The organism is Pristimantibacillus sp. Z349TD_6 (assembly GCF_056173205.1).
This window is the reverse complement of record NZ_CM149662.1, coordinates 2,761,975-2,784,192: the sequence shown is the minus strand read 5'-3', so window position 1 is coordinate 2,784,192 and position 22,218 is coordinate 2,761,975. Positions and strand designations below refer to the sequence as shown.

General features: G+C 42.5%; 19 protein-coding genes and 1 pseudogene. 7 read left to right on the top strand and 13 right to left on the bottom strand.

Annotated features, from left to right (window positions below; translation table 11 throughout):
- Positions 1–12: 12 nt before the first annotated feature.
- Positions 13–663, top strand: coding sequence for a polysaccharide deacetylase family protein (locus AC0VYE_RS11570; RefSeq protein ID WP_475448036.1), 651 nt, complete (start codon positions 13–15; stop codon positions 661–663).
- Here AC0VYE_RS11570 and AC0VYE_RS11565 read toward each other — a convergent pair whose 3' ends face one another.
- Complete coding sequence (locus AC0VYE_RS11565; protein ID WP_475448034.1) at positions 664–1,161, bottom strand: cell wall hydrolase; 498 nt, start codon at positions 1,159–1,161, stop codon at positions 664–666. It abuts the gene before it with no gap.
- Positions 1,162–1,271: 110 nt separating this feature from the next.
- Here AC0VYE_RS11565 and AC0VYE_RS11560 point away from each other — a divergent pair, with 110 nt between their 5' ends.
- The gene (locus AC0VYE_RS11560; RefSeq protein ID WP_475448031.1) at positions 1,272–2,372 is read left to right on the top strand and encodes a UDP-N-acetylmuramoyl-tripeptide--D-alanyl-D-alanine ligase; all 1,101 of its coding nucleotides are present in this window, start codon (positions 1,272–1,274) and stop codon (positions 2,370–2,372) included.
- Between the two features lie 143 nt (positions 2,373–2,515).
- Positions 2,516–2,743, top strand: a pseudogene (gerQ, locus tag AC0VYE_RS11555) (spore coat protein GerQ); the annotation flags it as partial.
- 63 nt (positions 2,744–2,806) lie between these two features.
- Here the strand turns inward: gerQ and AC0VYE_RS11550 are convergent.
- The 6 genes from AC0VYE_RS11550 to AC0VYE_RS11525 all read right to left on the bottom strand — a co-directional run bounded on the left by AC0VYE_RS11550 (position 2,807) and on the right by AC0VYE_RS11525 (position 11,783).
- Positions 2,807–4,225: an alpha-L-fucosidase gene (locus AC0VYE_RS11550; RefSeq protein WP_475448029.1), complete on the bottom strand. Its 1,419-nt coding sequence runs from the start codon at positions 4,223–4,225 to the stop codon at positions 2,807–2,809.
- Between the two features lie 27 nt (positions 4,226–4,252).
- Positions 4,253–5,962 carry an ABC transporter substrate-binding protein gene (locus AC0VYE_RS11545; protein WP_475448027.1) on the bottom strand — a complete coding sequence of 570 codons (1,710 nt, stop codon included), beginning with the start codon at positions 5,960–5,962 and terminating at the stop codon, positions 4,253–4,255.
- A 121-nt stretch (positions 5,963–6,083) separates the two neighbouring features.
- Positions 6,084–6,983, bottom strand: coding sequence for a carbohydrate ABC transporter permease (locus tag AC0VYE_RS11540; RefSeq protein ID WP_076269537.1), 900 nt, complete (start codon positions 6,981–6,983; stop codon positions 6,084–6,086).
- Positions 6,984–7,004: 21 nt separating this feature from the next.
- Positions 7,005–7,889, bottom strand: a complete 885-nt coding sequence (locus tag AC0VYE_RS11535) for an ABC transporter permease (RefSeq protein ID WP_076269619.1) — start codon at positions 7,887–7,889, stop codon at positions 7,005–7,007.
- 317 nt (positions 7,890–8,206) lie between these two features.
- Positions 8,207–10,444 (bottom strand): helix-turn-helix domain-containing protein, encoded by a 2,238-nt coding sequence (locus tag AC0VYE_RS11530; protein ID WP_475448025.1) that lies wholly within the window; start codon positions 10,442–10,444, stop codon positions 8,207–8,209.
- 616 nt (positions 10,445–11,060) lie between these two features.
- Complete coding sequence (locus AC0VYE_RS11525; RefSeq protein ID WP_076269536.1) at positions 11,061–11,783, bottom strand: ThuA domain-containing protein; 723 nt, start codon at positions 11,781–11,783, stop codon at positions 11,061–11,063.
- A gap of 195 nt (positions 11,784–11,978) precedes the next feature.
- On the opposite strand from AC0VYE_RS11525, the gene AC0VYE_RS11520 reads away from it, so the two are divergent.
- A complete protein-coding gene (locus AC0VYE_RS11520) occupies positions 11,979–12,917 on the top strand; it encodes an AraC family transcriptional regulator (protein WP_475448022.1) in 939 nt (312 codons plus the stop codon).
- A 58-nt stretch (positions 12,918–12,975) separates the two neighbouring features.
- Here the strand turns inward: AC0VYE_RS11520 and glgD are convergent, their stop codons facing one another.
- The 3 genes from glgD to AC0VYE_RS11505 all read right to left on the bottom strand — a co-directional run bounded on the left by glgD (position 12,976) and on the right by AC0VYE_RS11505 (position 16,473).
- On the bottom strand, positions 12,976–14,088 hold the full coding sequence (glgD, locus tag AC0VYE_RS11515; protein WP_076269534.1) for a glucose-1-phosphate adenylyltransferase subunit GlgD: 1,113 nt from the start codon (positions 14,086–14,088) through the stop codon (positions 12,976–12,978).
- 11 nt (positions 14,089–14,099) lie between these two features.
- Positions 14,100–15,248, bottom strand: coding sequence for a glucose-1-phosphate adenylyltransferase (locus AC0VYE_RS11510; RefSeq protein WP_076269533.1), 1,149 nt, complete (start codon positions 15,246–15,248; stop codon positions 14,100–14,102).
- A gap of 409 nt (positions 15,249–15,657) precedes the next feature.
- Complete coding sequence (locus AC0VYE_RS11505; protein WP_475448020.1) at positions 15,658–16,473, bottom strand: alkaline phosphatase family protein; 816 nt, start codon at positions 16,471–16,473, stop codon at positions 15,658–15,660.
- A gap of 270 nt (positions 16,474–16,743) precedes the next feature.
- On the opposite strand from AC0VYE_RS11505, the gene AC0VYE_RS11500 reads away from it, so the two are divergent.
- The gene (locus AC0VYE_RS11500) at positions 16,744–17,358 is read left to right on the top strand and encodes a methyltransferase domain-containing protein (protein WP_475448018.1); all 615 of its coding nucleotides are present in this window, start codon (positions 16,744–16,746) and stop codon (positions 17,356–17,358) included.
- Positions 17,359–17,458: 100 nt separating this feature from the next.
- Here AC0VYE_RS11500 and AC0VYE_RS11495 read toward each other — a convergent pair whose 3' ends face one another.
- Positions 17,459–18,853, bottom strand: coding sequence for an alanine/glycine:cation symporter family protein (locus tag AC0VYE_RS11495; protein WP_475448016.1), 1,395 nt, complete (start codon positions 18,851–18,853; stop codon positions 17,459–17,461).
- Between the two features lie 300 nt (positions 18,854–19,153).
- Between AC0VYE_RS11495 and AC0VYE_RS11490 the strand changes: the two genes are divergently transcribed.
- Positions 19,154–19,480: an antibiotic biosynthesis monooxygenase family protein gene (locus AC0VYE_RS11490; RefSeq protein WP_076269529.1), complete on the top strand. Its 327-nt coding sequence runs from the start codon at positions 19,154–19,156 to the stop codon at positions 19,478–19,480.
- Between the two features lie 97 nt (positions 19,481–19,577).
- Here AC0VYE_RS11490 and AC0VYE_RS11485 read toward each other — a convergent pair whose 3' ends face one another.
- Positions 19,578–20,288, bottom strand: a complete 711-nt coding sequence (locus AC0VYE_RS11485) for a response regulator transcription factor (protein WP_076269528.1) — start codon at positions 20,286–20,288, stop codon at positions 19,578–19,580.
- Between the two features lie 15 nt (positions 20,289–20,303).
- Complete coding sequence (locus AC0VYE_RS11480) at positions 20,304–21,452, bottom strand: sensor histidine kinase (protein WP_475448014.1); 1,149 nt, start codon at positions 21,450–21,452, stop codon at positions 20,304–20,306.
- A gap of 335 nt (positions 21,453–21,787) precedes the next feature.
- On the opposite strand from AC0VYE_RS11480, the gene AC0VYE_RS11475 reads away from it, so the two are divergent.
- Positions 21,788–22,120, top strand: a complete 333-nt coding sequence (locus AC0VYE_RS11475) for a response regulator transcription factor (RefSeq protein WP_475448012.1) — start codon at positions 21,788–21,790, stop codon at positions 22,118–22,120.
- The last annotated feature ends 98 nt before the right edge of the window (positions 22,121–22,218 follow it).

Genomic DNA, 22,218 nt, shown 5'->3' with positions numbered 1-22,218 from the left:
GGAACCCTATCCTTGTATACGAATCGTGTGATCCAACACGTTCCGACTAACCAAAAAAAAATCGCTTTAACGATCAATATCGCTCATGGCAGTCAAGTACCTATGAAAATGCTGTCCCTGCTTCGCAGATTGGGTGTAACAAAAGCAACCTTTTTTGTAACCGGCAAATGGGCTGAGTTAAATCCACGAATCACTAAAAAAATTCAACTTATGGGCTATGAGATCGCTTCACATGGATATCGTCATGACAATTATACAAGCCAATCCAATGCATGGATTAAACAAGATGTGCATTCCGCAAGGAAAGCGATTTATCATATTACCGGCGTCAGGACTAACATGATTCGAACACCAAGCGGCGATATTGACGACCGTGTCATTAAACAGCTTTTGAAAATGAACCAAACGATTGTTCACTGGGATATCGATTCTTTGGATTGGAAATTCACCCGTACAGCTGATATTGTTCGCCGAGTTATACCACATGCACATCCGGGAGGCATTGTACTTCTGCATGCCTGCGACCCATGGATACAAAGCTTAAAGGCCGTACCTCTTATCGTCAATGGGCTGCGAAAACAAGGCTATCATTTCGTCACCATCAGTGAATTGCTTGGAAAGCGTAAAAGGAAGAGCAGCAATCGCCGCCAGCGCTTCGTGTAACTAAGCAAAAACATGTCGGCCAATTCTGAGCTTTGGACGAAGCCTTAGAATCCAACGGGAGCTGGATAAATCGGGATTAAAAAAAAATAAACAATTGCCAGTAGGGTCCGTACCACTGAAAGCTTCCTTGGCTGCTTTATAAGAAAGAAGAGTTGGCTCCAGCCAAAACCGTCCATTTTGTACCACTGTAAAAGCCAACGGTTGAGTAATAACAGCGGTGAGTGAATTCGGAAATTGATGGGATTTCAGTCGATTTAGAACAACTGCGCCTACGGCAACCATTCCACGATAGGGCTCACCGTCAGATTCACTATGAATGATTCTTGATAATAGATTCAACTTCATATTTCCGTTAGTCAGCTTTCTTAAACGGAGCAGCGTTAATTTACTTAATGCCTTGGATTTGCTCGTGTGAAAATCACGTTGAAAGGCCAGCAAAGCCTTCTTTAGCTGACTATCCTTGTAACCAAGCATCCACAAACGTTCCCTTAATGTCACCCTCTCACCTCCTCTTGTCCATCTTTTAAATCACCTTACAATATATGACCATTTCATAGATTTGTTTCTAGTTAAACTATCATTTATTCATAGAGTTAGGAGGATTGTTCATGCGCAGGCCCATAATTGCCGTGACAGGCAGTGCAGGAAAAACAACGACAAAAGAGATGCTCGCTTCGATCTTGGAAAGAAATCGGAAAACGTTTAAATCGTTTCAAAATGGGAACGATGTCTGGTTTACTTCCCAATATAGTAAACAAATCGATTCATCATATAAAGCGGTCGTCCTGGAATTCGGAATGAAGAAAGCTGGGGACATACGAAGGCATTGCCGTTTAATAAAGCCCACGATCGGCGTAATCACAACGATAGGAAGAGCACATGTCGGCCATTTTAAAAGTGGAATACGTGGAATTGCTAATGCAAAATCAGAACTGATTAGAGGGATGAAGCAGACTGGGCTTTTATTTATAAATAAAGACGATAAACACTCCAAGCTGCTCGATTTGGCTTCGTTTAAAGGGAAGATCTTGACTATTGGCATCGATAATCATGCTGATTACCAAGCAAATCGTATCCGTTATTTAAAAAATGGGATGAGTTTCAACGCTCGATTAGGCAAAGAAAATGCAGCATTCTTTATTCCTGGCTTTGGTCATTTCAATGTATACAACGCCTTGTTTGCGATCGCTGTTTCCCATCAGCTTGGCTGTACCATTCCTCAGATCAAACAGGGTCTCAAAAAATATGAGCAGCCCTATGCACGATTAACAGTCCATCGTTTGCCTAGAAATAACATTCTCATTGATGATAGCTTCAATACGAAGCCAGAATTAGATGCTGCTTTGGACGTACTCTGGAAGGTTGCCAAAAGGCGAAAAAAAATAGCTGTACTCGGAGAGATTCATGATCTCGGAAAGCATTCAAAAAAGATTCATTTTAATGCTGGAAAAAAACTAATGCAGCAATCCATTGATCGTCTTTACACGATTGGCAGCAATGCGAAAGAAATTGGAAAAGGAGCCATTCAGTCTGGACTAACCAAAAATAAAACAAACCATTTCCACTCCGTTTCCGGTTTAAAGAGAAAGTTAGCTCAAAACATGCCAACTGGATCAGCCATCCTGTTTAAGGGCAGTACGGGTGTAAATCAAAAAGTAAAACTTATGCATCTGGCCGAATGGTTCATTCAACAGGCTCATTCACGGTAATTGCAGGTTTCGGAAATATGAACAACTAGTCCAAGAACGAAACAAAACTCTCTCATATTATGATAGAAATCATATGCTGAGAGGAAGATTCAATGATGAGAAAACAAGTAAAGAACAATGCTTCAAAATCAGCTTTTGTTCAAATTTTGCGAACAAATCGCGGTAAAACGGCTACCTTCTATATGACTTACGAGAACAACCGTGAATGGAATGCCAAAATATTTAAAGGAATCATTGAATCAGCTGGATTGGATTCCGTTGTTATTAGCGATCCGGCTACTGGTATGCGCTATTTACTGCTGACTAGAAATGTTGATTATGTAACATTTGATGTTCCCATAAGTACAAAAAATAGAAAAAAAGAAAAATAACAAAAAGAGAAGCATGCTGCCTTCAGCAGCATGCTTCTCTTTTTGTTATTTTCACAGATTGAATCACTCTTTAATTTTCCTCAACATCCGAAACACATGTGCAATTGGTGTTGGTTCATTGATAGCAGCTTCAGGCAGCTGCACGGAAATCCCTTCGTTCTCGTCTGTCCAGTTCAGCTTTCCTTCCATTCCAAGCAGCTCAATCGACTCCAGCAAGCCTTCATAAGGAATAAAGACCGTCTCTGAAACTACGGTATCAGCTGATGGATAGTGGTTGGCACAATAAACATAATCTCCTTTTTGCGTAAAAGCTTGACTGCCTGTATAGTAAGGCGCACAAATGCGAGTACCATAAATCGCTTCGCCGTTCACCTTCAGCCAAGCGCCAAGTTCCTTCATGCGCTGGATAGCTCCTTCGGGAAGCCTGCCATCAGGCTGCGGAGCTACATTTAACGCGAGATTGCCGCCCTTAGCTACAACCTCAAGCAAAATCTTCACGATTTGGCGCGTCGGTTTATATTTATCTTCATATCGGAAAGAGAAGGACGTCCCCATCGTAATGCAGCTCTCCCAAGGGATGTTCATCGCCTCGGTCGGAATGGTCTGCTCAGGGGTAACATAGTTTTCATACGGTCCGCCTACCGTGCGATCTGCCGAGAGCAGCCATGGCTGCTGCTCCCTTGCTTTCTCCACAATCTCGCCAAGCCGAATGTCCTGGCCGCTCCGCAGCGGCTTTACCCAGCCGGCATCAAGCCACAGCACATCTATTCGGCCATACTGCGTCAATAACTCCGTAATCTGCTCGTGGGTAAACGCGACAAACTTGTTCCACAGCTCAGGATACTCCTGCGGGTCGTAAGTAGGCCCACGCCGCGTGTTGGTAAGGCTGCGTTCCATATCCGGTGCCCAGTAATAAGGCGTATGCCAATCTGCTTTCGAGAAATAGGCGGCGATAGACAATCCTCTCGCGCGAAATGCATCAAATACATGACGGCAAATATCGGCATACTTATGCGTATGAAACGGTGTCTGTTCATCAGTGATGCGATAATCCGTCGTTTTTGTGTCCCACATGCAATATCCGTCATGATGCTTCGTCGTAAAAATGAGGTATTTGAAGCCTCCCTCCTCCGCTAGATCTGCCCATACGTCTGGCTGAAAGCGAATCGGATTAAACGTCTTATTTAAATCAAAATATTGCTGCTTGAATGCTTCGCCATCCTTCTCCCAGTCAATGCCTTCACGCGACCAATCCTGATCCTCGTCGCTTAGCGCCCAAGACTCTACAACTCCTAGCTGGGAATAAGGTCCCCAGTGCATCATAAGTGCGAGCTTCTGATCCTTAAACCATTCCAATCGCTCAAGCGTAACTGGATTATCAGGTCGTATCCAATCACGCTCGCTGCTAAAATTGTGCACACCTTCATGAAGCTCTTGCTCTTCTGTTTCTTCTAGCACGTTATCACTGGATAGTTCACTCATTGGTGCAAAGCCTCCTCCATTCGGTTATTAAGAATTGCCCAATGCTTTTTGATAAATTTCAATGTATTTGCCAAGCTGCAAGCCATCAAAGCCTTTAACATAAGCATCCCATTCCTTGCTGATGTCTTTGGAGCCCGTAATAAACTGTGCCATATTGGATTTTGTATAATCAATTATCGTTGTTTTGAGCTGAGCAGCGATTTCCGCATCATCTTGCGCAATGAATACGCCGTTTGGATACATTTCTTTGGAATGGAATGATTCATATTTTTTCGATTCCGTATTCAAACGTGTTCCATATCCACCGTCTGCTAGCGGGTCCTGAATAGCCATCCAAGAGGAACGGTATGCATAGGTACGAAGTGAAGGACCAATTTGCTCCCAGCCATCGTTATGCGTTTGCTTGCTCTCTCGTTGAATATAAGCATACTTAGCCTGCTTGCCATCAATATCTAATTCGCCGTCCTCTGCCTTGCGCCAGCCTTGACCTTCAGGACCATTCTCTTGCAGCACAATTGCTTCCTCCGTGTACAAATAATCGGCTAGTCTGATCGCAGCGATCTGTTGATCTGCGGTCGCCTTATTCGTAATTGCAAATTGCGATTTGCTAATGCCTGCGAAATTAAGCGTCTGCTGTACGCCACTTGGTCCTTTCAGCGGAGGCAGCGTCACATAATCCTTGTGCCTAGGCTGAGTTTCCGACATATTATAGCCGTAGCTAATAAGCGCGGTCGTCACAGCTCCCATAATGTTATCCGGCTCGCGGTTTGCCAGCTGTTGAATCGCATCCGCATTTTGCGTGAAGGCTGCCGGGTCGATCAACCCTTCCTTGTACAGCTTGTTCAAATATTCAAGCCCTTGCTTCCATTCATCCTTGTTTGCTACAAAGTCGACTTTGCTATCTTTAACTGATAAGAAGGTGCCGGCATTTTTCTCGGTATAATCATCTACTATAAACGCATTCATCAAGAAAGCGGACACGTTGCCAGCCCACATTTCATCGGATCCTGTAAGCGGAAGCTCATCCTTCTTTCCGTTTCCGTTCGGATCTTGTTCCTTAAATGCCTTCAAGACCTGATAGAACTCCTCCGTTGTTGTAGGCAGCTGGAGTCCAAGCTTGTCAAGCCAAGCCTTGTTGATCCAAAGCTTCAAAGCATTATCGCAGTGGTAGCATTCATTGATTTGCGGCAGCGCATAGATGTTTCCATCTGGAGCTGTAATAGACGACTTCATATATGGAATATCTGCTAGAGCTTTTTTTATATTAGGAGCGTACTTATCGATTAATTCATTCAAAGGAAGGAATACGCCTTGTTTCCCATACTTCATTTGCTCTTCTCTTGTCAGATTAGCTTGCAAAATGACTTCCGGATAGTCACCGCTTGCGAGCATCAGCTGTTTGCGGTCCTCAAGCGCATTACTTGGGACAAGATCCCATGCAATCTTAATGTTCGTTTTTTCCTCCAAAAACTTCGTGTACGTATTCGTCTCCATGTTCTCGATCGTAGGAAGCTGAGGTGCAAACATCTTAAGCGTCATCTGCTTATTCACAATGGGATACGTACCTACAGCTGTAAAAAGATCCTCTTGCACAGCATTTGTTTCTTTTTGCCCTGTTTCCTCTGTTTTGCCATTGCCGGATTTCCCCGTATCCTTGCTGCAAGCAGCTAGAATAACAACACAGCTAAGTACGACACACATTAAGATTGCACTGGATTTTTTCCATCCTTTTCTCATAAAACCGACTCCTCCTTGTGATATCCTAGTCACTCCTAGCAGCATGCTGTAACGTTTGTAACTGAATGATTGCCTCGGCCCCAAAGGCAACCCATCCCCCCTCCAAAAGAAATCCTCCTACTCATCCCTTCAAGGAACCAATCATGACACCTTTCACAAAATATTTCTGAACAAAAGGGTAGATGATGAGTACAGGTCCGCTAGCAACAACAATCAATGAATATTTCAATAAATCCTTTAGTCCCTGCTGAGCAAGCATCTGATTCGCATTGGAAATCATCGACGCATCCACCGTATTTAGAATTAGAATATTACGCAATACGATTTGCAGAGGAAACAATTCCTGGGATCGCAGAAATATGAGTGCATCGAAATATGCATTCCAATGTCCTACCGCATACATCAGCATCATAACGGCTAAGATCGGCTTCGAGAGCGGGAGTACGATGCTGAAAATAAACCGAATGTCGCTGCAGCCATCGAGGTCCGCCGCCTCGGACAGCTCCTCAGGAATACTCGTCTGGAAGAAGGTTCGTGCTATGATGACTTGAAATACGGCAAGAGCTCCCGGCAAAATCATAGCCCACCTTGTATCCAGCAGATGCAGTTGTTTGACGACCAAATAATACGGAATCAGCCCGCCCTCAAACATCATTGTGATAACAAGAAGAACCATGAAAAAATTTCTTCCATAAAATGTTTTCCTCGCTAACGGATAAGCAAGCATGACCGTCAGAATAACATTAATGATCGTCCCGACTGCCGTATAGAACAATGAATTCATAAATCCAGTGCCGATCTGCGGATTGTTGAATACCGCCTTGTAGCCATCGAGCGTGAAATGGACCGGGAACAGCCATACCTTGCCGGAAACGACAGCCTGCGGCGAACTAAAGGAAGAGCTTAAAATATAGAGAAGCGGCAGAAGCACCACTAATAGTACCACTGTCAGAAAAGCATAAATGAATGCCATGAATAATCGATCACCGTTTGATTCTCGAATGGTAATGTTTTTTTTCATAAAGTCTCCCTTCTGCCTCATTTACCACAGACTATTATTTGAAATTTTTCTAGCGATATAGTTGACGACAATCAGCAATGTTAAATTAATAACGGAGTTGAAAACTCCAATCGCTGCTGAGAAGCTGAAGCTCGAACCCAGCAAGCCCACTTTATACACATAAGTAGAAATGACTTCTGAGGTCGCTAGGTTAAGCGGATTTTGCATCAAGTAAATCTTCTCAAAACCGAGCTTCATCAGATTGCCTAGATTAAGAATAAGAAGAATGACGGATACCGGAATCAAACTTGGGATATCGACATTAATAATTTTTTGTATTCTCGATGCCCCGTCAACCCTTGCCGCTTCATACAGCTCAGGATTGACGCCAGCTAATGCCGCAATATAGATAATGGCTCCGTAACCGGTATGCTGCCATACATCCGACCAGACATAGATGGATTTGAACAATGAAGGGATACCCATAAAGTTTGTGTTTTCTACGCCAAGCATTTGGAACAATTTGCTGACAATCCCTACGTTTGGGGTTAAGTTGACAATTAAGATCGAAACCATAATGACCGTTGATATAAAGTAAGGTGCGTAAGAAACCAGCTGTACACTTTTCTTGAATAGTCCATTGCGCACTTCATTAAGCGCAAGCGCAAGGATGATTGGGGCTGGAAAGCCGACTAACAAGCCATAGAAGCTAATGCCAAGCGTATTTTTCATATAGAGCCAAAAATTTGGAGATTCGAAAAACTGTTTGAAATATTTTAGCCCGATCCACTCGCTTCCAAAGATGCCCTTAATGACGTTGTAATCTTTGAACGCGATCACGATGCCCGCCATGGGGACATATTTGAATATAATGAGATAAGCAATCGGCAATAAAATGACGAAATACAATTGCCAGTGGCGAGCCATTTTGCGTAGAGGCCCATACCTTCTTGCTGGGTGTGCAAAGGCCTGCGGAACGGAATGCCATTCATGATTAAGTTTGGACAAGGGCTAGCCTCCTTTAACATTCTCATTTTTGGTTGCGCTTTCATGTGATCATTTTATAAGCTGCCCTCACTATGCAACAAGATACATTAATTGCGCGCTTAACCTTTTTCGCATCGCTGCTCCATAAGAAACGGCAGCACCTTATACTATCGGTGCTGCCGTCCCTATAGCATCCATTTTTCGATAAAAGAACTAACATAATTCTTGCGCTTAACGATTTTCAACTCCATGTATATTCAGCCATTTTGCTGCTTCAGCGTCTCTGAACGGTATTCGCCTGGCGAGCATCCAACCACTTTCTTGAACACTCTCGTAAACGAAATCGCACTTGTGTAACCAACCTCTTCCGCAATATCCTGAACCGTCCTCCGTGTCTCTTTCAAAAGCCGCTTCGCTTCATTCAGCCGAATATCAATTAAGAAATCAATGAACTTCTGGCCTGTTGTTTCTTTGAACAGCTTGCTCACATATTTGGCATTCATATCATATTTCTCGCTTAAATATTCAAGCGACATATTCGGATTTACATATTCCTCTTCAATAACTCTCCGCATCTCCTGAATAATGCCGGCATGCTGACCGCTATATCGCATATCTGCAAGCGTATGCTCAAGCTCTGTCATTTTACCGATGATCGCCTCTTGCATATTTTCCAGAGAATGGCAATTATCCAATTTTCCCGTTAGAACCGGCAGTGCTTCGCTTTCCCATACGAGATTAAATTCTTTGCCGAGACCAGACAGCTCGCGTCCCAAACTATAGAGCAAGTAATTAATAACATTCATAATCTCGTCCTTAGTGAGCAAGCCTTGCTTCATCTGGCTGAACAAATCGTCTAATTCTGCTCTCCAGCTCGCTTCTGATTTGCGGAAGGCATAAACAGCAGATCTAATCATCCCAAGATAAGCGTATACTTCAACTTGGCCTTGACTCATCATATCCTCGCGTGTAATAAGGCGATTTTCGCCAAGCACCATTTTGTAATTAAGTGCTTCCAAAGCCTGTTGAAACGACTTTGCGATTTCGGAATGCTGCAAGGCTGGATCACCGATTCCTATACTAATCGTGAACTTCATATTTTGTTCAATCCAAGCCCGAATACTGTCACAAAGCTGAACTAGCAGTGCAGCATGAGCATTCCCGCTCTCAAATAAAATAACACTGAGACGAGAAGAGGCTGTCCATTCTGCCCAGCATGCGTATCCGAAGCGTGACGATTGCTCATAAGTAATGCTTCGCAGAGCGAATTTCAACAAATTCTGATCGTTTCGCGAATAACTGCTGCAAAACTCTCCGTACTTATCCAGTTCCATGACAATAAGCGTATGGCGATCCGCAGGCGCGGGAAGCTGCAGCCGCTGCGCTTCGCGCTGCCATTCCAGAGGCGTCAGTTCCGCTCCAGCTTCAATAAGCTGATGGAATAGATTACGTGTCCGTAAATGAAGATCTTCCTTATACTGCTGCTGATATTGCCTTGCCTGCTCCGTTAAATTATCAAGTGCGGATTCAATAAAGACAAACTCGTTAATCCTGCCAGATCCAATGTTTTTTCCACTTTCTGCCAGTGCTAATTTATATCCACTGAAGCGTGACACAATCTGCTCTACCGGCTTCGCATTTCGCCTTGATATATAAATCATCCATACGAGACCTGCAATGATCATCAGGATCCCGATCACAAACCATACGTTATAAAGCAACGATACCGTTTGAATAAACGTACCTTGCACAAAACCGCTTATATAAGACCAATTCGAATAACTCGATTTATAATTTGCATAAACGCGCATAGAATCTACAGGTTCTGCCTCATTGAGCAATTCATTGCCCGCTCCGTCTTTGATGCGAATGAAGCTGACTTCCGAATTGTAAAGCTCATGAACTAAACGCTCCAAAGCATCCGTTGCGACATTGACAACGATCATACCTTTTTCACCCGTCATGAATGGAGCACCTCTCACGAGGCTGACAACATCCTTGCTCTCCAATAACGTAAATTGCCTAAATGCCCGCTTATCCGTCCATTTCTGAGAGATCGTATTGCGATATTGCTCGATAAAAGCTTTGTCTGGATAGGTGTCGATATGTCCGCCCGTCGCATTACTTAGCACAACCTGATCTTCATAGCGAACCAGATAGACAGAATCAATGAGTGGATAATAAGAAATCATATCGTTCATTTTCATGACGGCGCTAATGTTAATATAAGGGTCACCATTCTCGTTGCTGTTGAAAAAATCGATAAGTGACTTGTTGTTAATCGATTCCTTCATCACCATGTTATCTATCGCTCGTAAAGACGTGTCGATTAACCTCATCGCTTGCAAAGACAACATGCTGTTAGCATTAATAGCTTCTTTCCGACCCTGTTCACTAATTAATTGAAAAAACACAAAAAAAGTGAAGGTAACTACGATAATAAATATCGGCATATAGGAAAGAAGCAGCCGATTAAACCACGATTTGCTCATCATTAGCCCTCACCCTTTTCTCTGATGATTAGCGCCGTTTTCTTGTTTATGAACAGCCGCCCTTTACTTGAAGTTTCAAAGCCATGCAACGAACACATTAACTTTCTCTGCAAAAGCACACTGTAATTATTTCCCGGGTGATGTAAACCAAAGAAACCCCGATACCGTTTCCGTATCGAGGCATGGCAGCCTCTTCAGGAGCAATGCCCTCTTCTCATGTGCAGGCCGTGCGAGTTTGGTTTTATTTATCTTAGGCGGTAGCGCTGGTAAGATCAATAAACCGTTTTCAACTTCCTGCATTATTTTCGCCAAAACAGCCGCTTGCCAACACGATTAACGCTGCTTTCTTTGCAATCGGCTATAGGACTAAAAAGCACCATATCAAAAAGCACGAAGACGGCTTAGATATAGTGCAAGCTTATTGTATTGTTCTTGCGACAAGGATTTCATCTATGCAATCGGGCAGGCAAGCCCGAGCGATCACTCCATTTAGTATGGTGGATTATACCCCATTTGCCAATGCACTATTTTGACTAAATGTTACGCTTCAAAATAGTGCTCAAAACAAAATAACGCTTGGGATTAAACTCCCAAGCGTCACATTACTTTTCTTATAACTTTATTTTACTGAAATTTTTTCAAGTGGCTGTGCATTTCCATAAACCGGACGATTGCGGTCTACCGGCTGTGCCCATTTCACGGCATTCGTAATGACGCGTTGAATGTCTTTGTTATGGTACGTTGGATACGTTTCATGTCCCGGTCTAAAGTAAAATACTTTGCCGTTTCCACGAGTAAACGTACAGCCACTGCGGAACACTTCTCCGCCCTCAAACCAGCTTGTGAAAATTAGCTCGTCTGGAGCAGGAATGTCAAAATGCTCGCCGTACATTTCTTCTTTTTCCAGCTCGATATACTCTCCAAGTCCTGCAGCAATCGGATGGCTTGGCGCTACAACCCAAAGGCGTTCCTTCTCATCCGCTTCACGCCATTTCAAGTCACAGCTTGTACCCATCAATGCTTTAAAGATTTTGGAGAAATGACCGGAGTGAAGAACAATCAAGCCCATTCCATCCAGCACGCGCTGCTGTACTTTTTGAACGATTTCATCCTTTACGTCTCCATGCGCAAGATGTCCCCACCAAATGAGTACATCTGTATTGTTTAATACCTCATCCGTTAATCCATGCTCTGGCTCATCTAGTGTAGCCGTTCCTGCATCGTAGCCAGCTTCAGTTAGAAAGGCTGCAATTGCACCGTGAATACCTTGTGGATAAATTCCAGCAACAACCGGATTTAATTGCTCATGACGATTTTCATTCCATACCGTTACCTTTGCCATTATATGAACACTCCTTATTCATTCAGTTAATCTCAGTATAAAAAATTTGCCCCATTAACGTAATACTTAAACATGCTGATTTTATATTCAAAAGTGTCTTTCTTTTTTGGATATACTGAAAAGACAGCTAATAATGACGCGTTTATTGATTCAACATTTCCAAAAGTGGTATACTCCAAAATGGAGGTGATGCATATGACTATAATAAAAATCGCCATTGATACGCATTCCGAAGCGATCAACGAAGAAGTCATTTATCAAAATCCGCTATTGTTTCTTAAAATTTGGGAGATTTACTCGGAAGCTGACTATTTCAGCACGCTTGAGAAACATCCATGGCACTATCATAAAGAAGTAGAATTCCTTGCTATTATTGAAGGCCGCTTAGGTGTGCAAAGCAAGCACGGCTATGTCGTCCTCGGACCAGGCGATGTTATGGTGCTAGGCGCCTCCCAGCCGCATCGCTCTCACAAGCCGCTTTCGGAAGTACAGCACTATGTTGTCTTTCAGATTGATTTGGGCAAACATTTTGACCAAAGTACGATGCCTTATTTGAATTGCTTCTCTGAGCTGACAGAGCCGCTCGATAAGCTTAATTATATTTTTGACATGAACGAAACAGCCAAACAAGAAACCCATGCCTTTATTTTGGAAATATTTAAAGAGTCGCAAACGAGGATGAGAGGCTACGAGATTGCTATTAGTTCAATTATAAAGCGATTGCTGCTTCTTCTGCTTAGAAGCGACAGCCGAAACCTGCTGAACGATACAGAGGAAATTGAGTTAAATCGATTACGACCCGTTCTCGATTATGTGGACACCCATTTAAGCAGCAAGCTGTCCGTAGAGGATGCTAGTTCATTGCTTAATTTGAGCTACCACTACTTCATTAAATATTTCAAAAAAACGATGGGCGTCTCCTTCGTTGAATACGTCAACTATAAACGAATTAAACGATCCGAGCTGCTGCTGCTGACGAGTGAGCTAAGCATCATGGATGTCAGCTACGAGGTCGGCATTACGAACATGGCCCAGTTCTATAAGCTCTTTAAACGGCAAAATCAGTGCTCGCCACGAGAATACAAGCTGCGCATGCGCAGCGAATCCAGAGTTGCGATGGAAGGCATGCAGTAAATTAAAATACAAAACGACCGCTCTCCCGTAAAAAAACGAGAAGCGGTCGCTGTATGTTTTATATTATGCTTTTCTTTGAGAAAACGGTAGGTGACATTTCCTCTCCTGCCAGCTTATTTCCACGCGTGACATGTACCTCTTTATCGAGAATAACGTGATCAAGGCTAGAATCCTCATCAATCACACATTTCTGCATCACGATACTATTTCGGACAACGGCCCCTTTCCCGATTCGAACGCCTCGGAATAAGATACTGTTTTCCACAGTTCCCTCAATAATACAACCATTAGCCACCTGTGAATTTTTAACGACTGCACTACTCGCGTATCTTGCAGGCGGTTCATCCTTGATTTTGGTGTAAATAACACCCGGCTCGTAAAATAGAGATTTCCATACCTCAGGATTCAACAGCTCTTTGCTGTGCTTAAAATAATTTTGAACGGAATTAATGACGGCCAAATATCCTTTATATTCGTAGCCATACACTTTTAACTCGTTCAAATTTCGAATAATGACATGCCGGACGAGGTCATAGTAGTTTTGATTCACGCTTTTTTTGACCAGATTAATAAGCAGCTCTTTCTTAATGATGATCATCCGCATATAGGCTTTGTTGCTTTCCTTGTTCTGGCGATTTTCTGTCATACGGACGACTCGCCCATCCTGAGCCAAGTCAAGCGTAATGAGGTTAGAGAAATCGTCACGATCGACGTCCATTTCCTTGTAGATGACGGTAATATCAGCATTTGTTCGTTTATGGTTCTCTACAGCTTCCGTATAGTTGATATTGCAAATCATATGACTGCTTGAAACGATGACGTACTCCTCCGTGCTGCGGGCAAAATATTCGAGAGAACCGTAAAAATTTTGCAAATCGCCGTTAAAGCCGGGAACATTGCTATTGTTAGGGGGCAAAATAAACAATCCTCGGTATTTCCGATCCAAATCCCACTCTTTCCCAGAGCCCAAATGGTCAATGATGGAACGGTAATTGTTATGAGCGAGTACTGCCACATTGTTAATTCCGGAATTCACCATATTCGATAATACAAAATCAATCAATCGATATCTGCCGCCGAAAGGTACCGTCGCAGTCGCTCTTGAGTAGGTCAGTTCATGCAAGAGCGGCTGGTTGATGCTGAGATTGATGACGCCAAGAACATTATTCATCGCATTCACTCCTATATCAATTGAGAAGAAATGACCATGTTTTCACCGATTAGAGTAATTTCAGCCGCATCACCCGCACTGCCTACAATCGCGCCATCTTGAATGACAGTGCCTGAGCCGATGATCGCTTTATGAATCGTGACATTGTTCCCAATTTTTGCGTCCGGCATAATGACCGAGTCTTTGATGAGGCTGCCTTCACCAACATGAACACCGTAAAAGAGAACGGAATGATCCACTTCCCCAAAAACCATACATCCTTCATTCACTAAGGAGCCTGTCACTTTGCCGGTAGATGCGATATGATGAGGAGGCTTGTTAGGGTTTTTAGCGTAAATTCGCCACTTCGCATCATGAAGCGTAAACGGTGGATTTTCAAGAAGAAGGTCCATATGTGCTTCCCACAGGCTTTCAACGGTGCCAACATCCTTCCAATAGCCGCTAAAACGATAGGCAAAAATAGAATGGCTGCTGTAGAGCATCGATGGAATAATGTCTTTGCCAAAGTCATTGCTTGATCCAGGGTCCTGCGCATCTGCAATTAGTTTCTTTTTTAATACATCCCAAGTAAAAATATATATGCCCATGGAGGCGAGATTATTTTTGGGCAGCTTCGGTTTTTCCTCAAATTCAATAATTCGGTCTTCATGATCCACATCCATAATGCCGAATCGGCTTGCTTCATGTAATGGGACTTCAATTACGGCGATCGTAGCATCCGCTTTCCTTGCCTTGTGCTGCTCGAGCATGAGGGAGTAATCCATTTTGTATACGTGATCACCGGAAATAACTAAAACATATTCAGGATCATATTGTTCGAGATAATGAATATTTTGATAGATCGCATGCGCCGTCCCCTTATACCAGCTGCCGCCTCGTTGCTCCATAAATGGAGGAAGTACGGTAACCCCGCCATTTTTCCGATCCAAATCCCATGAGCTGCCTATTCCTATGTAAGCGTTCAGAACCATCGGTTGATACTGAGTCAGTACCCCAACCGTATGAATACCTGAGTTGCTGCAATTGCTTAACGTGAAATCGATGATCCGATATTTGCCGCCGAAAGGCACAGCTGGCTTTGCTAGCTTAGACGTGAGATGGCTTAATCTTTTTCCTTCACCGCCTGCAAGCAGCATCGCTACACATTCTTTTTTTTGCATTCGGCTCACTCCCCATCGTAAGAAAATTAGATACTTCAAAATGTTGTTTGAATTTTCTGATAATTATAAATGCACCTCCTCCTTGCTATATATATTCACAAATTTATTTAAAATGTAAGCGTATACAATGTTGTAAAAATTATATTACCTCCTCGTTAGAAGGAAGTCAACAGCAGTTAATTATTATTTTAAATGACTTATTTTTGCAATTTTCGCAGTACTAATGTGCAGATTGTATGCATCTGTTTATGTTGTCAGATTCACTCGCAAAGCCACCTATTTTAGCGAAAATAGCTCATCTTTGATCACGAATTTAGTAATGGTTTGTCTATGTCTACAAAAAAACAGCACATTCCTTAGTTAAGGACGCGCTGTTTATTGGGTAAGCTCAGCTTTTGAATAAAACAGATCAAGGATTAAAAAGGCCTTCAGGCAGCTTGGCATCCCAGCTTCTTGCATTCAGCCCTAGTGCGTGGAGAACAACTGCCGCCGTATCTGTAATCATGAGCTCACCTTGAAGCGTGGCATTATGCTTAATTCTAGGGCCAGCACAGCCCCAGAAGATCGTTTTGTCCAGTGGGTGATCACTGCCATGCTGATAAGCCTGTTCCCCGCCACCCCCATGATCGGAAACGACAATAATCAAGCTGTCCCTCAGAAGTCCCTTCTCTTCAATGGCTTGTAATATGATTCCTGTACTCTCATCCGTCTCTTCTATAGCAAGCAGTTGTTCAGGTGTATTGAATCCATGCTGGTGCCCCGCTCCATCGGGTAAGTCTAAGCCAATAAACATCAGCAATACATCGGGATTTTCCTTAATATATTCAGCAGCCGCAAACGAAAGCTCACGGTCATTCATCGATACTTTATGCACATCGATTGTCGATTCGATAATGCCATCGTTAATTGGATTCCAAACGCTGAAAGCCGCCATTTTAGCATCTGGAATACTATCCCTTACAATTCGGAAAATCGAAGGATATTGCGATTGCTCTGGAAACGTATGTTCACTGGCGATATCATTCGTAAGACCATGTTTTTCAGGGCTTACTCCGTGAAGAAGCGATCCCCAGCATTGCGCACTAATCGTTGGTGAGACCGTTTGAGCGTCAAATGTGAATGTACCTGTACGAATTAATCGATCCAAATGAGGTGTATGCGCATCTTTCACAAAATTCCCTGCTCCATCCCAGCCTATAATGAACACCCGTGCTATTTTCTCCATTCATCATTTCTCCTCTTCTATATGAATTAAATGCTGCCCCAATCCAACTCATGATTTCCATGTTTATCATACTCACCAACCTTCACGAAGTCAACATAAAAACAACTAATAACAACTAAAAACACATTTTTAGTTTTTATCCTTATTATTTTTTAAAGTATTTGGTGTTTTCTATGATAAGGACTTTGCTTCGGTTCACTTAAAAGCTGTTATACATATAATGGTGGATGCCAAGGAAATGGATGAAATAAAAGGAGGCTAATGATCAACATGACCGAAGAACAAAAGACGCCATTTGACTATAAAACGTATTGGGACAACAATTACTCCCAAGGCGGCACATCAGGCAGCGGCTCTTACGGTGTGCTGGCGGACTTTAAAGCGGAGGTAATCAATTCTTTTATAAGTGAACACGGGATTCAAAAGGTAATCGAATTCGGATGCGGGGATGGAAACCAAATATCGTTAATGAGCTATGAACAGTATTTAGGTTTGGACGTAGCCAATTCCTCCATCGATATTTGCGCGCAAAGATTTGCCGGTGATCGCTCCAAAAGCTTTCTCGCCTACAACCCTCGACACTTCGTTAACCATGGTTATCTAACATGCGAGCTCGTCGTTTGCTTAGACGTTCTTTACCATATTACGGATGACCATGATTTCAACAAAACGTTGAACGACATTTTCTCATGCGAGGCTGAGTATGTCATTTTATATACGCGAATTACTAGCGCAGACGAGCCAAACGTCGTGCCGACGATTCGAGATCGGGATATTTTGAATCATTTGAGAGCCTATAGCAACTACAAAGTTGAACGTATTATCGAACAAAAACATAAGCATTTATCATCAGCGAGCTTCATCATATTGCAAAGAGAAAAGTGATTGATGATGACCATAAATACAAAAAGGAGTGCCCTACAAGTCATTATTTCTGACCTGTAGGACACTCCTTTTATTTATCTTTGTGCATCACTTGCGGGTCTCAGTCATCCCAGCATTCCACGTCTTCCAAACCTTTGATGCTGCTCTTCACAAATTTCGGATCACGCCCTGCCTTCTTCTGCTGCATATAATTACGCAGCACATCAAAGGCGATTCGTGATAAAAGAGTAATGGCGATAAGATTGACCACCACCATCAGTCCCATGAACAAATCTGCTAAATCCCAGACAAGCTGCACTTTGGCAACCGACCCGAAAATGACCATCGCCAGCACACAAATACGGTATAGCCATAACCAGACTTTACTGGTGTTGAGAAATTCAATATTTGTTTCCCCATAATAATAATTGCCCATCAATGTGCTGAACGCGAACAGAAAAACCATGATCGCTAGGAAGCCCGATGCCCATGAACCCATATGTACGCTCAGAGCTGCTTGCGTGAGTTCAATTCCGCCTAGTCCCTGCTGTTCATACACGCCTGACAGCAAAATAATAAAGGCTGTACTCGTACAAATGACTAAGGTGTCAAACAGAACACCAAGCGCTTGGATCAAGCCTTGCTTTGCCGGATGACTGGTCGTTGCAGTAGCTGCAGCATTGGGAGCACTGCCCATCCCTGCTTCGTTAGAAAATAAACCGCGTTTTACGCCATGCATAAGCGCTGCGCCAAGTGAGCCGCCGGCTACTTGTTCTATTCCGAACGCATTTTTCACAATTAAAGCAAGCACTGCCGGCATATCTGCAATATTTATCACAACAATCGTAAGAGCAACCCCAATATACAAAACCGCCAGCACAACCACAATATATTCGGATAGCTTGGCGATCCGCTTAACACCGCCAATTATGATAACAGCAAATATCGCTGTCATTATTAATCCCACTGCCAGTCGATTCGTGCCAAAAGAGTTCTCAAAAGCAATCGTAATCGTGTTCGACTGTACAGCATTAAATACGAGTCCGAAGGACAACGTAATTAAAATCGCAAATAAGGCGCCCATCCACCGCTTCTTTAAACCCGCTTGCATATAATAAGCGGGGCCTCCGCGGAAGCTCTCACCGTCCTTAATCTTGTAAACCTGAGCAAGCGTACTTTCTACGAAGCTCGAGGCTGAACCAATAATGGCGATGATCCACATCCAGAACACAGCCCCTGGTCCACCTAACGCAATCGCGATAGCGATTCCGGTAATATTCCCTGTTCCTACACGAGCTGCCATACTAATACAAAACGCCTGAAATGGTGAAATGCTGCCGCGCGGGCCGCTTGTGGACTCAAACAGCAGACGGAACATTTCCTTTAACATACGCAATTGCAGTACATTTGACCGCAGGGTGAAGTAAAGGCCAATTGCAATAAGCATAACAATCAACAGCTTCGACCATAAAAAGTCATTCACAATACCAATTAAATCTTGAATCATCTGCTCCATTTGTTACCCTCTCGATGTCGTTCTAAGAATCCATTCATAGTTATACTTCCCAAGGCAAGGAATTAATAACAATGTAATTTCATCTATTGATGTGATTGCTCGAATACTCATTTGTGTAGGAAATATGTAACCTTTTGCTACCATCAATCTAATATTCGGAAGAAACTATGATAGCACAACCGTTATGTTTTTCAAAATACACATATTGGTTTCTGCTCATCCTATTGTTTATTTTCAATGAGAACAACTGTATAATTATTTTCTTTAAACTTTATAGGAACATATTCAAGGAGGCAAATCATGAGTGAAATTGCGAAAACACCACAACCGCCTTATTATGCAGTCATATTTACATCAGAACGAACAGCAATTGAGAACCAATATAAGGAAATGGCGGATGAAATGGTGAAGCTTGCTTCCGTTCAACCGGGTTATCTTGGTGTAGAAAGTGTGAGAGAAGGGCTAGGCATTACCGTTTCTTATTGGGAATCCCTTGAAGCGATACAAAAATGGAAACAAAATGAACGGCATTTGGTCGCACAGCAACAAGGAATAGCAGATTGGTATAGCAGCTACAAAACAAGAGTTTGCAAGGTCGAACGGGATTATGGTTTCGAAAAAAACTAAACAAATAAACATGGCGCCGCATCATAAAATACTTCGTACGACTACGCAAAAAAAGCTGGCTTCGGGCTATCCCAAAATCAGCTTTTTCGGCAATCGACTACGTAGAACTCGGGGGTGATGTTGTTCCCGAAGAATGATGAAGATATGCAATAGCTTCCGTTCGGCTGGAAACCTTCAGTTTTTTGTAAATCGCACTCAAATAATTTTTTACTGTACCGGTCGTTAAAAACAATTCAGAAGCGATAGCTTGATTCGACTTCCCTAGTTTCAATTGCATTACAATATTTCGTTCCTGTGCAGAAAGACCATTCAGCATGTCATCAGGCCGTTCGATTGAATAAGACTCGGAAATTCCTTGGGATGATCCTTGTTCAAGCTGTTCTGGTAAGTTTAGAGCCTGTACAAGACGTTTCTGAATCCGACTGGGATAATTGATTCTTCCTTCTAAACAATCCTGAATCGTAGAGAGAAGCTTCTTAGTCTCAACCCCTTTAACTAAAAAACCGTTAGCTCCATGCCGAATCGCTTCCCATATGTATTCTTCATCCTCGAACGTTGTCAGAACGAGCACTTTCGTATCCGGGAACTCCGTTTTGATTCGTTTTGTTGCTTCCAAACCATCCAACTTCGGCATATGGATGTCCATCAAAACCAGCTCAGGACGGTGCAATCGTACTTGCGCTATCGTTGCCAACCCATCACCCGTTGTAGCTGCAACTAAATATTCTTCCTCCATACTTAGAATAGCTGCCAAACCATCGCGAATTAAGGGCTGATCGTCTGCTATCACAATCGTTCTTTTAGACAATTTGCTCCCTCCGCTCTATCGTTTCGTCTGAATAGGTATGCTTATGTCTAGTGCTACACCATCGGCAGCACGCTCGTTCAAAATCGTTAATTCTCCGCCAATTTCCTTTACTCTCTCATTCATCGCTTTCAAACCAAAACCATGAACAAATTGCGAAGGAACTTTTCCATTATTGGATAAAATAAACCGGATCTGCCCATCACGATGAGTTAGCGAAAACTCAAAATGGGTACTGCAACCATGCCGAATTCCATTAGTAAGGCCTTCTTGCAATGCCCGATAAATCGTTATTTCGACTATTGGCAGCAGTTCAGGCAATGTGGCATCAATCTCGCATGTAATTTCCACCTGAGTTTGTCTCTTCGTTTCATCGATCAGCTTAATAAGCTCAAGTATAAAAGGTTGATCTAGAACATTTTCATGCAGCAGCTGTACTGAGCTTCGCACATCATCCAAACCATTGTGAATATATTCTTTCGTTCTATTGATCATATCTTTTGCAATCGCATAATTGTTTTTCTCAATCGCATGTGCTGCTGTTTGCAGGCCGGCTAACGCTGATGTCAACGTATGTCCAACGGAATCATGAATTTCACGGGATATTCTAGTCCGCTCTTGTAATTGTGTTTTCTTTGCTAACTCAATGGATGCGATTCGCAGCTGTTCATTGTCTTTGGCCAGCTGATTCTTTTGCTGAAAAGCAATTTTTGCAAGGAGACTTATCCCAAAAATTGCAAAGTAGTCAATGATACGAGGCAACATATAAGCTATTTCTTTAAAGGGCGGGAATTGGCGATAAACCAAAAGTCCTAGTACAAAACTGAGATAGCTCACCGTAGTAAAGAGAATCGAAAGGTTTCTGCTGTGATAAAAGCTAAATTCTCCAACGAGAATTAAAATATAAATTTGTGCAAAAAAGCTGTCCGACCCTATTGTTATAACAGATGCCAAGATTAATTGAATAGATAAGCTCAATATGCCTATCCATCCTTCTAGGTTAATCTTTAGGATGTAATTTCGAATGAAGACGATCATTATATACGTACATACCAGTAATAAAAGTAAAGCAGATAGCTTGCTCGTATGTAACAATAAGCAAATCGTCGCTCCTATCACAATGATGAACAAGATGTGAGTCATTTTGTTATTTAATTGTACATCCATAGTCATGCCCCCGAGTGGGATGATAGATTTACTATTTATTTTATCATATACATGACTTAAGTCATATGTTCGAGGTAAAAGCAGTCGAAAAATGACGAAAAAGCGATTTTCTAATGATCTTCTTCATCTAGAATAAGCCTTTCGTATTATTTATAATGAGAAAAGTTGGATAAACAATTAGGAGTGGCCATGTTTTTTTCTGCAGGTGAGAGTAAAAAAGTTCAAGGGAGACTTGTAGAAATGCTTTTGATCGTATGGAACGCAATCGGTTGTTTGCTTCTCATTTTAAGTGTGTTTTTCTCAATCCGCTTAATGCTAGAAGGTAAGCATAAACAGTGAAACTCTCCTATGAAGTGAAGAAACCGTCACATGAAGCGATATTTAAAAAAATGTACGATATAGAAAATGAAGATGTTAGCGATTTTCTAATTCGAAGATTAGATTTTGTTATGCAAAGTTTTGCAACTCGTTATCGGCTGACACAGCGTGAATCAGAAATTCTCATCCTTTCCGTTGTTTATGGTTTTACTAATCGCGAGATCTCCGAAAAATGCGTGATCAGTGAAAAGACGGTCAAAAATCATCTATCAAATCTAATGAACAAAATTGGCGCTCGATCCATGCGAAAACTATTTTCACTGCTGCTCTTCCATGCCTTATCCTCTTAAAAGCAATCCTCCTGCCATGCGGCAGCCATTTAACCAATCCACAACCAATAGCGAAAATGTAGATGCCCTAACAACATGAAAAACCTACCATAAAGGTA

Excerpts from the sequence above, each read along its gene's own strand:
- AC0VYE_RS11530 (WP_475448025.1), bottom strand. The coding sequence starts at position 10,444 with ATGATGAGCAAATCGTGGTTTAATCGGCTGCTTCTTTCCTATATGCCG.
- AC0VYE_RS11560 (WP_475448031.1), top strand. The coding sequence starts at position 1,272 with ATGCGCAGGCCCATAATTGCCGTGACAGGCAGTGCAGGAAAAACAACG.
- AC0VYE_RS11500 (WP_475448018.1), top strand. The coding sequence starts at position 16,744 with ATGACCGAAGAACAAAAGACGCCATTTGACTATAAAACGTATTGGGAC.
- AC0VYE_RS11520 (WP_475448022.1), top strand. The coding sequence starts at position 11,979 with ATGACTATAATAAAAATCGCCATTGATACGCATTCCGAAGCGATCAAC.
- AC0VYE_RS11540 (WP_076269537.1), bottom strand. The coding sequence starts at position 6,983 with ATGAAAAAAAACATTACCATTCGAGAATCAAACGGTGATCGATTATTC.
- AC0VYE_RS11510 (WP_076269533.1), bottom strand. The coding sequence starts at position 15,248 with ATGCAAAAAAAAGAATGTGTAGCGATGCTGCTTGCAGGCGGTGAAGGA.
- AC0VYE_RS11490 (WP_076269529.1), top strand. The coding sequence starts at position 19,154 with ATGAGTGAAATTGCGAAAACACCACAACCGCCTTATTATGCAGTCATA.
- AC0VYE_RS11550 (WP_475448029.1), bottom strand. The coding sequence starts at position 4,225 with ATGAGTGAACTATCCAGTGATAACGTGCTAGAAGAAACAGAAGAGCAA.
- glgD (WP_076269534.1), bottom strand. The coding sequence starts at position 14,088 with ATGAATAATGTTCTTGGCGTCATCAATCTCAGCATCAACCAGCCGCTC.
- AC0VYE_RS11480 (WP_475448014.1), bottom strand. The coding sequence starts at position 21,452 with ATGGATGTACAATTAAATAACAAAATGACTCACATCTTGTTCATCATT.
- AC0VYE_RS11535 (WP_076269619.1), bottom strand. The coding sequence starts at position 7,889 with ATGGCTCGCCACTGGCAATTGTATTTCGTCATTTTATTGCCGATTGCT.
- AC0VYE_RS11525 (WP_076269536.1), bottom strand. The coding sequence starts at position 11,783 with ATGGCAAAGGTAACGGTATGGAATGAAAATCGTCATGAGCAATTAAAT.
- AC0VYE_RS11495 (WP_475448016.1), bottom strand. The coding sequence starts at position 18,853 with ATGGAGCAGATGATTCAAGATTTAATTGGTATTGTGAATGACTTTTTA.
- AC0VYE_RS11545 (WP_475448027.1), bottom strand. The coding sequence starts at position 5,962 with ATGAGAAAAGGATGGAAAAAATCCAGTGCAATCTTAATGTGTGTCGTA.
- AC0VYE_RS11505 (WP_475448020.1), bottom strand. The coding sequence starts at position 16,473 with ATGGAGAAAATAGCACGGGTGTTCATTATAGGCTGGGATGGAGCAGGG.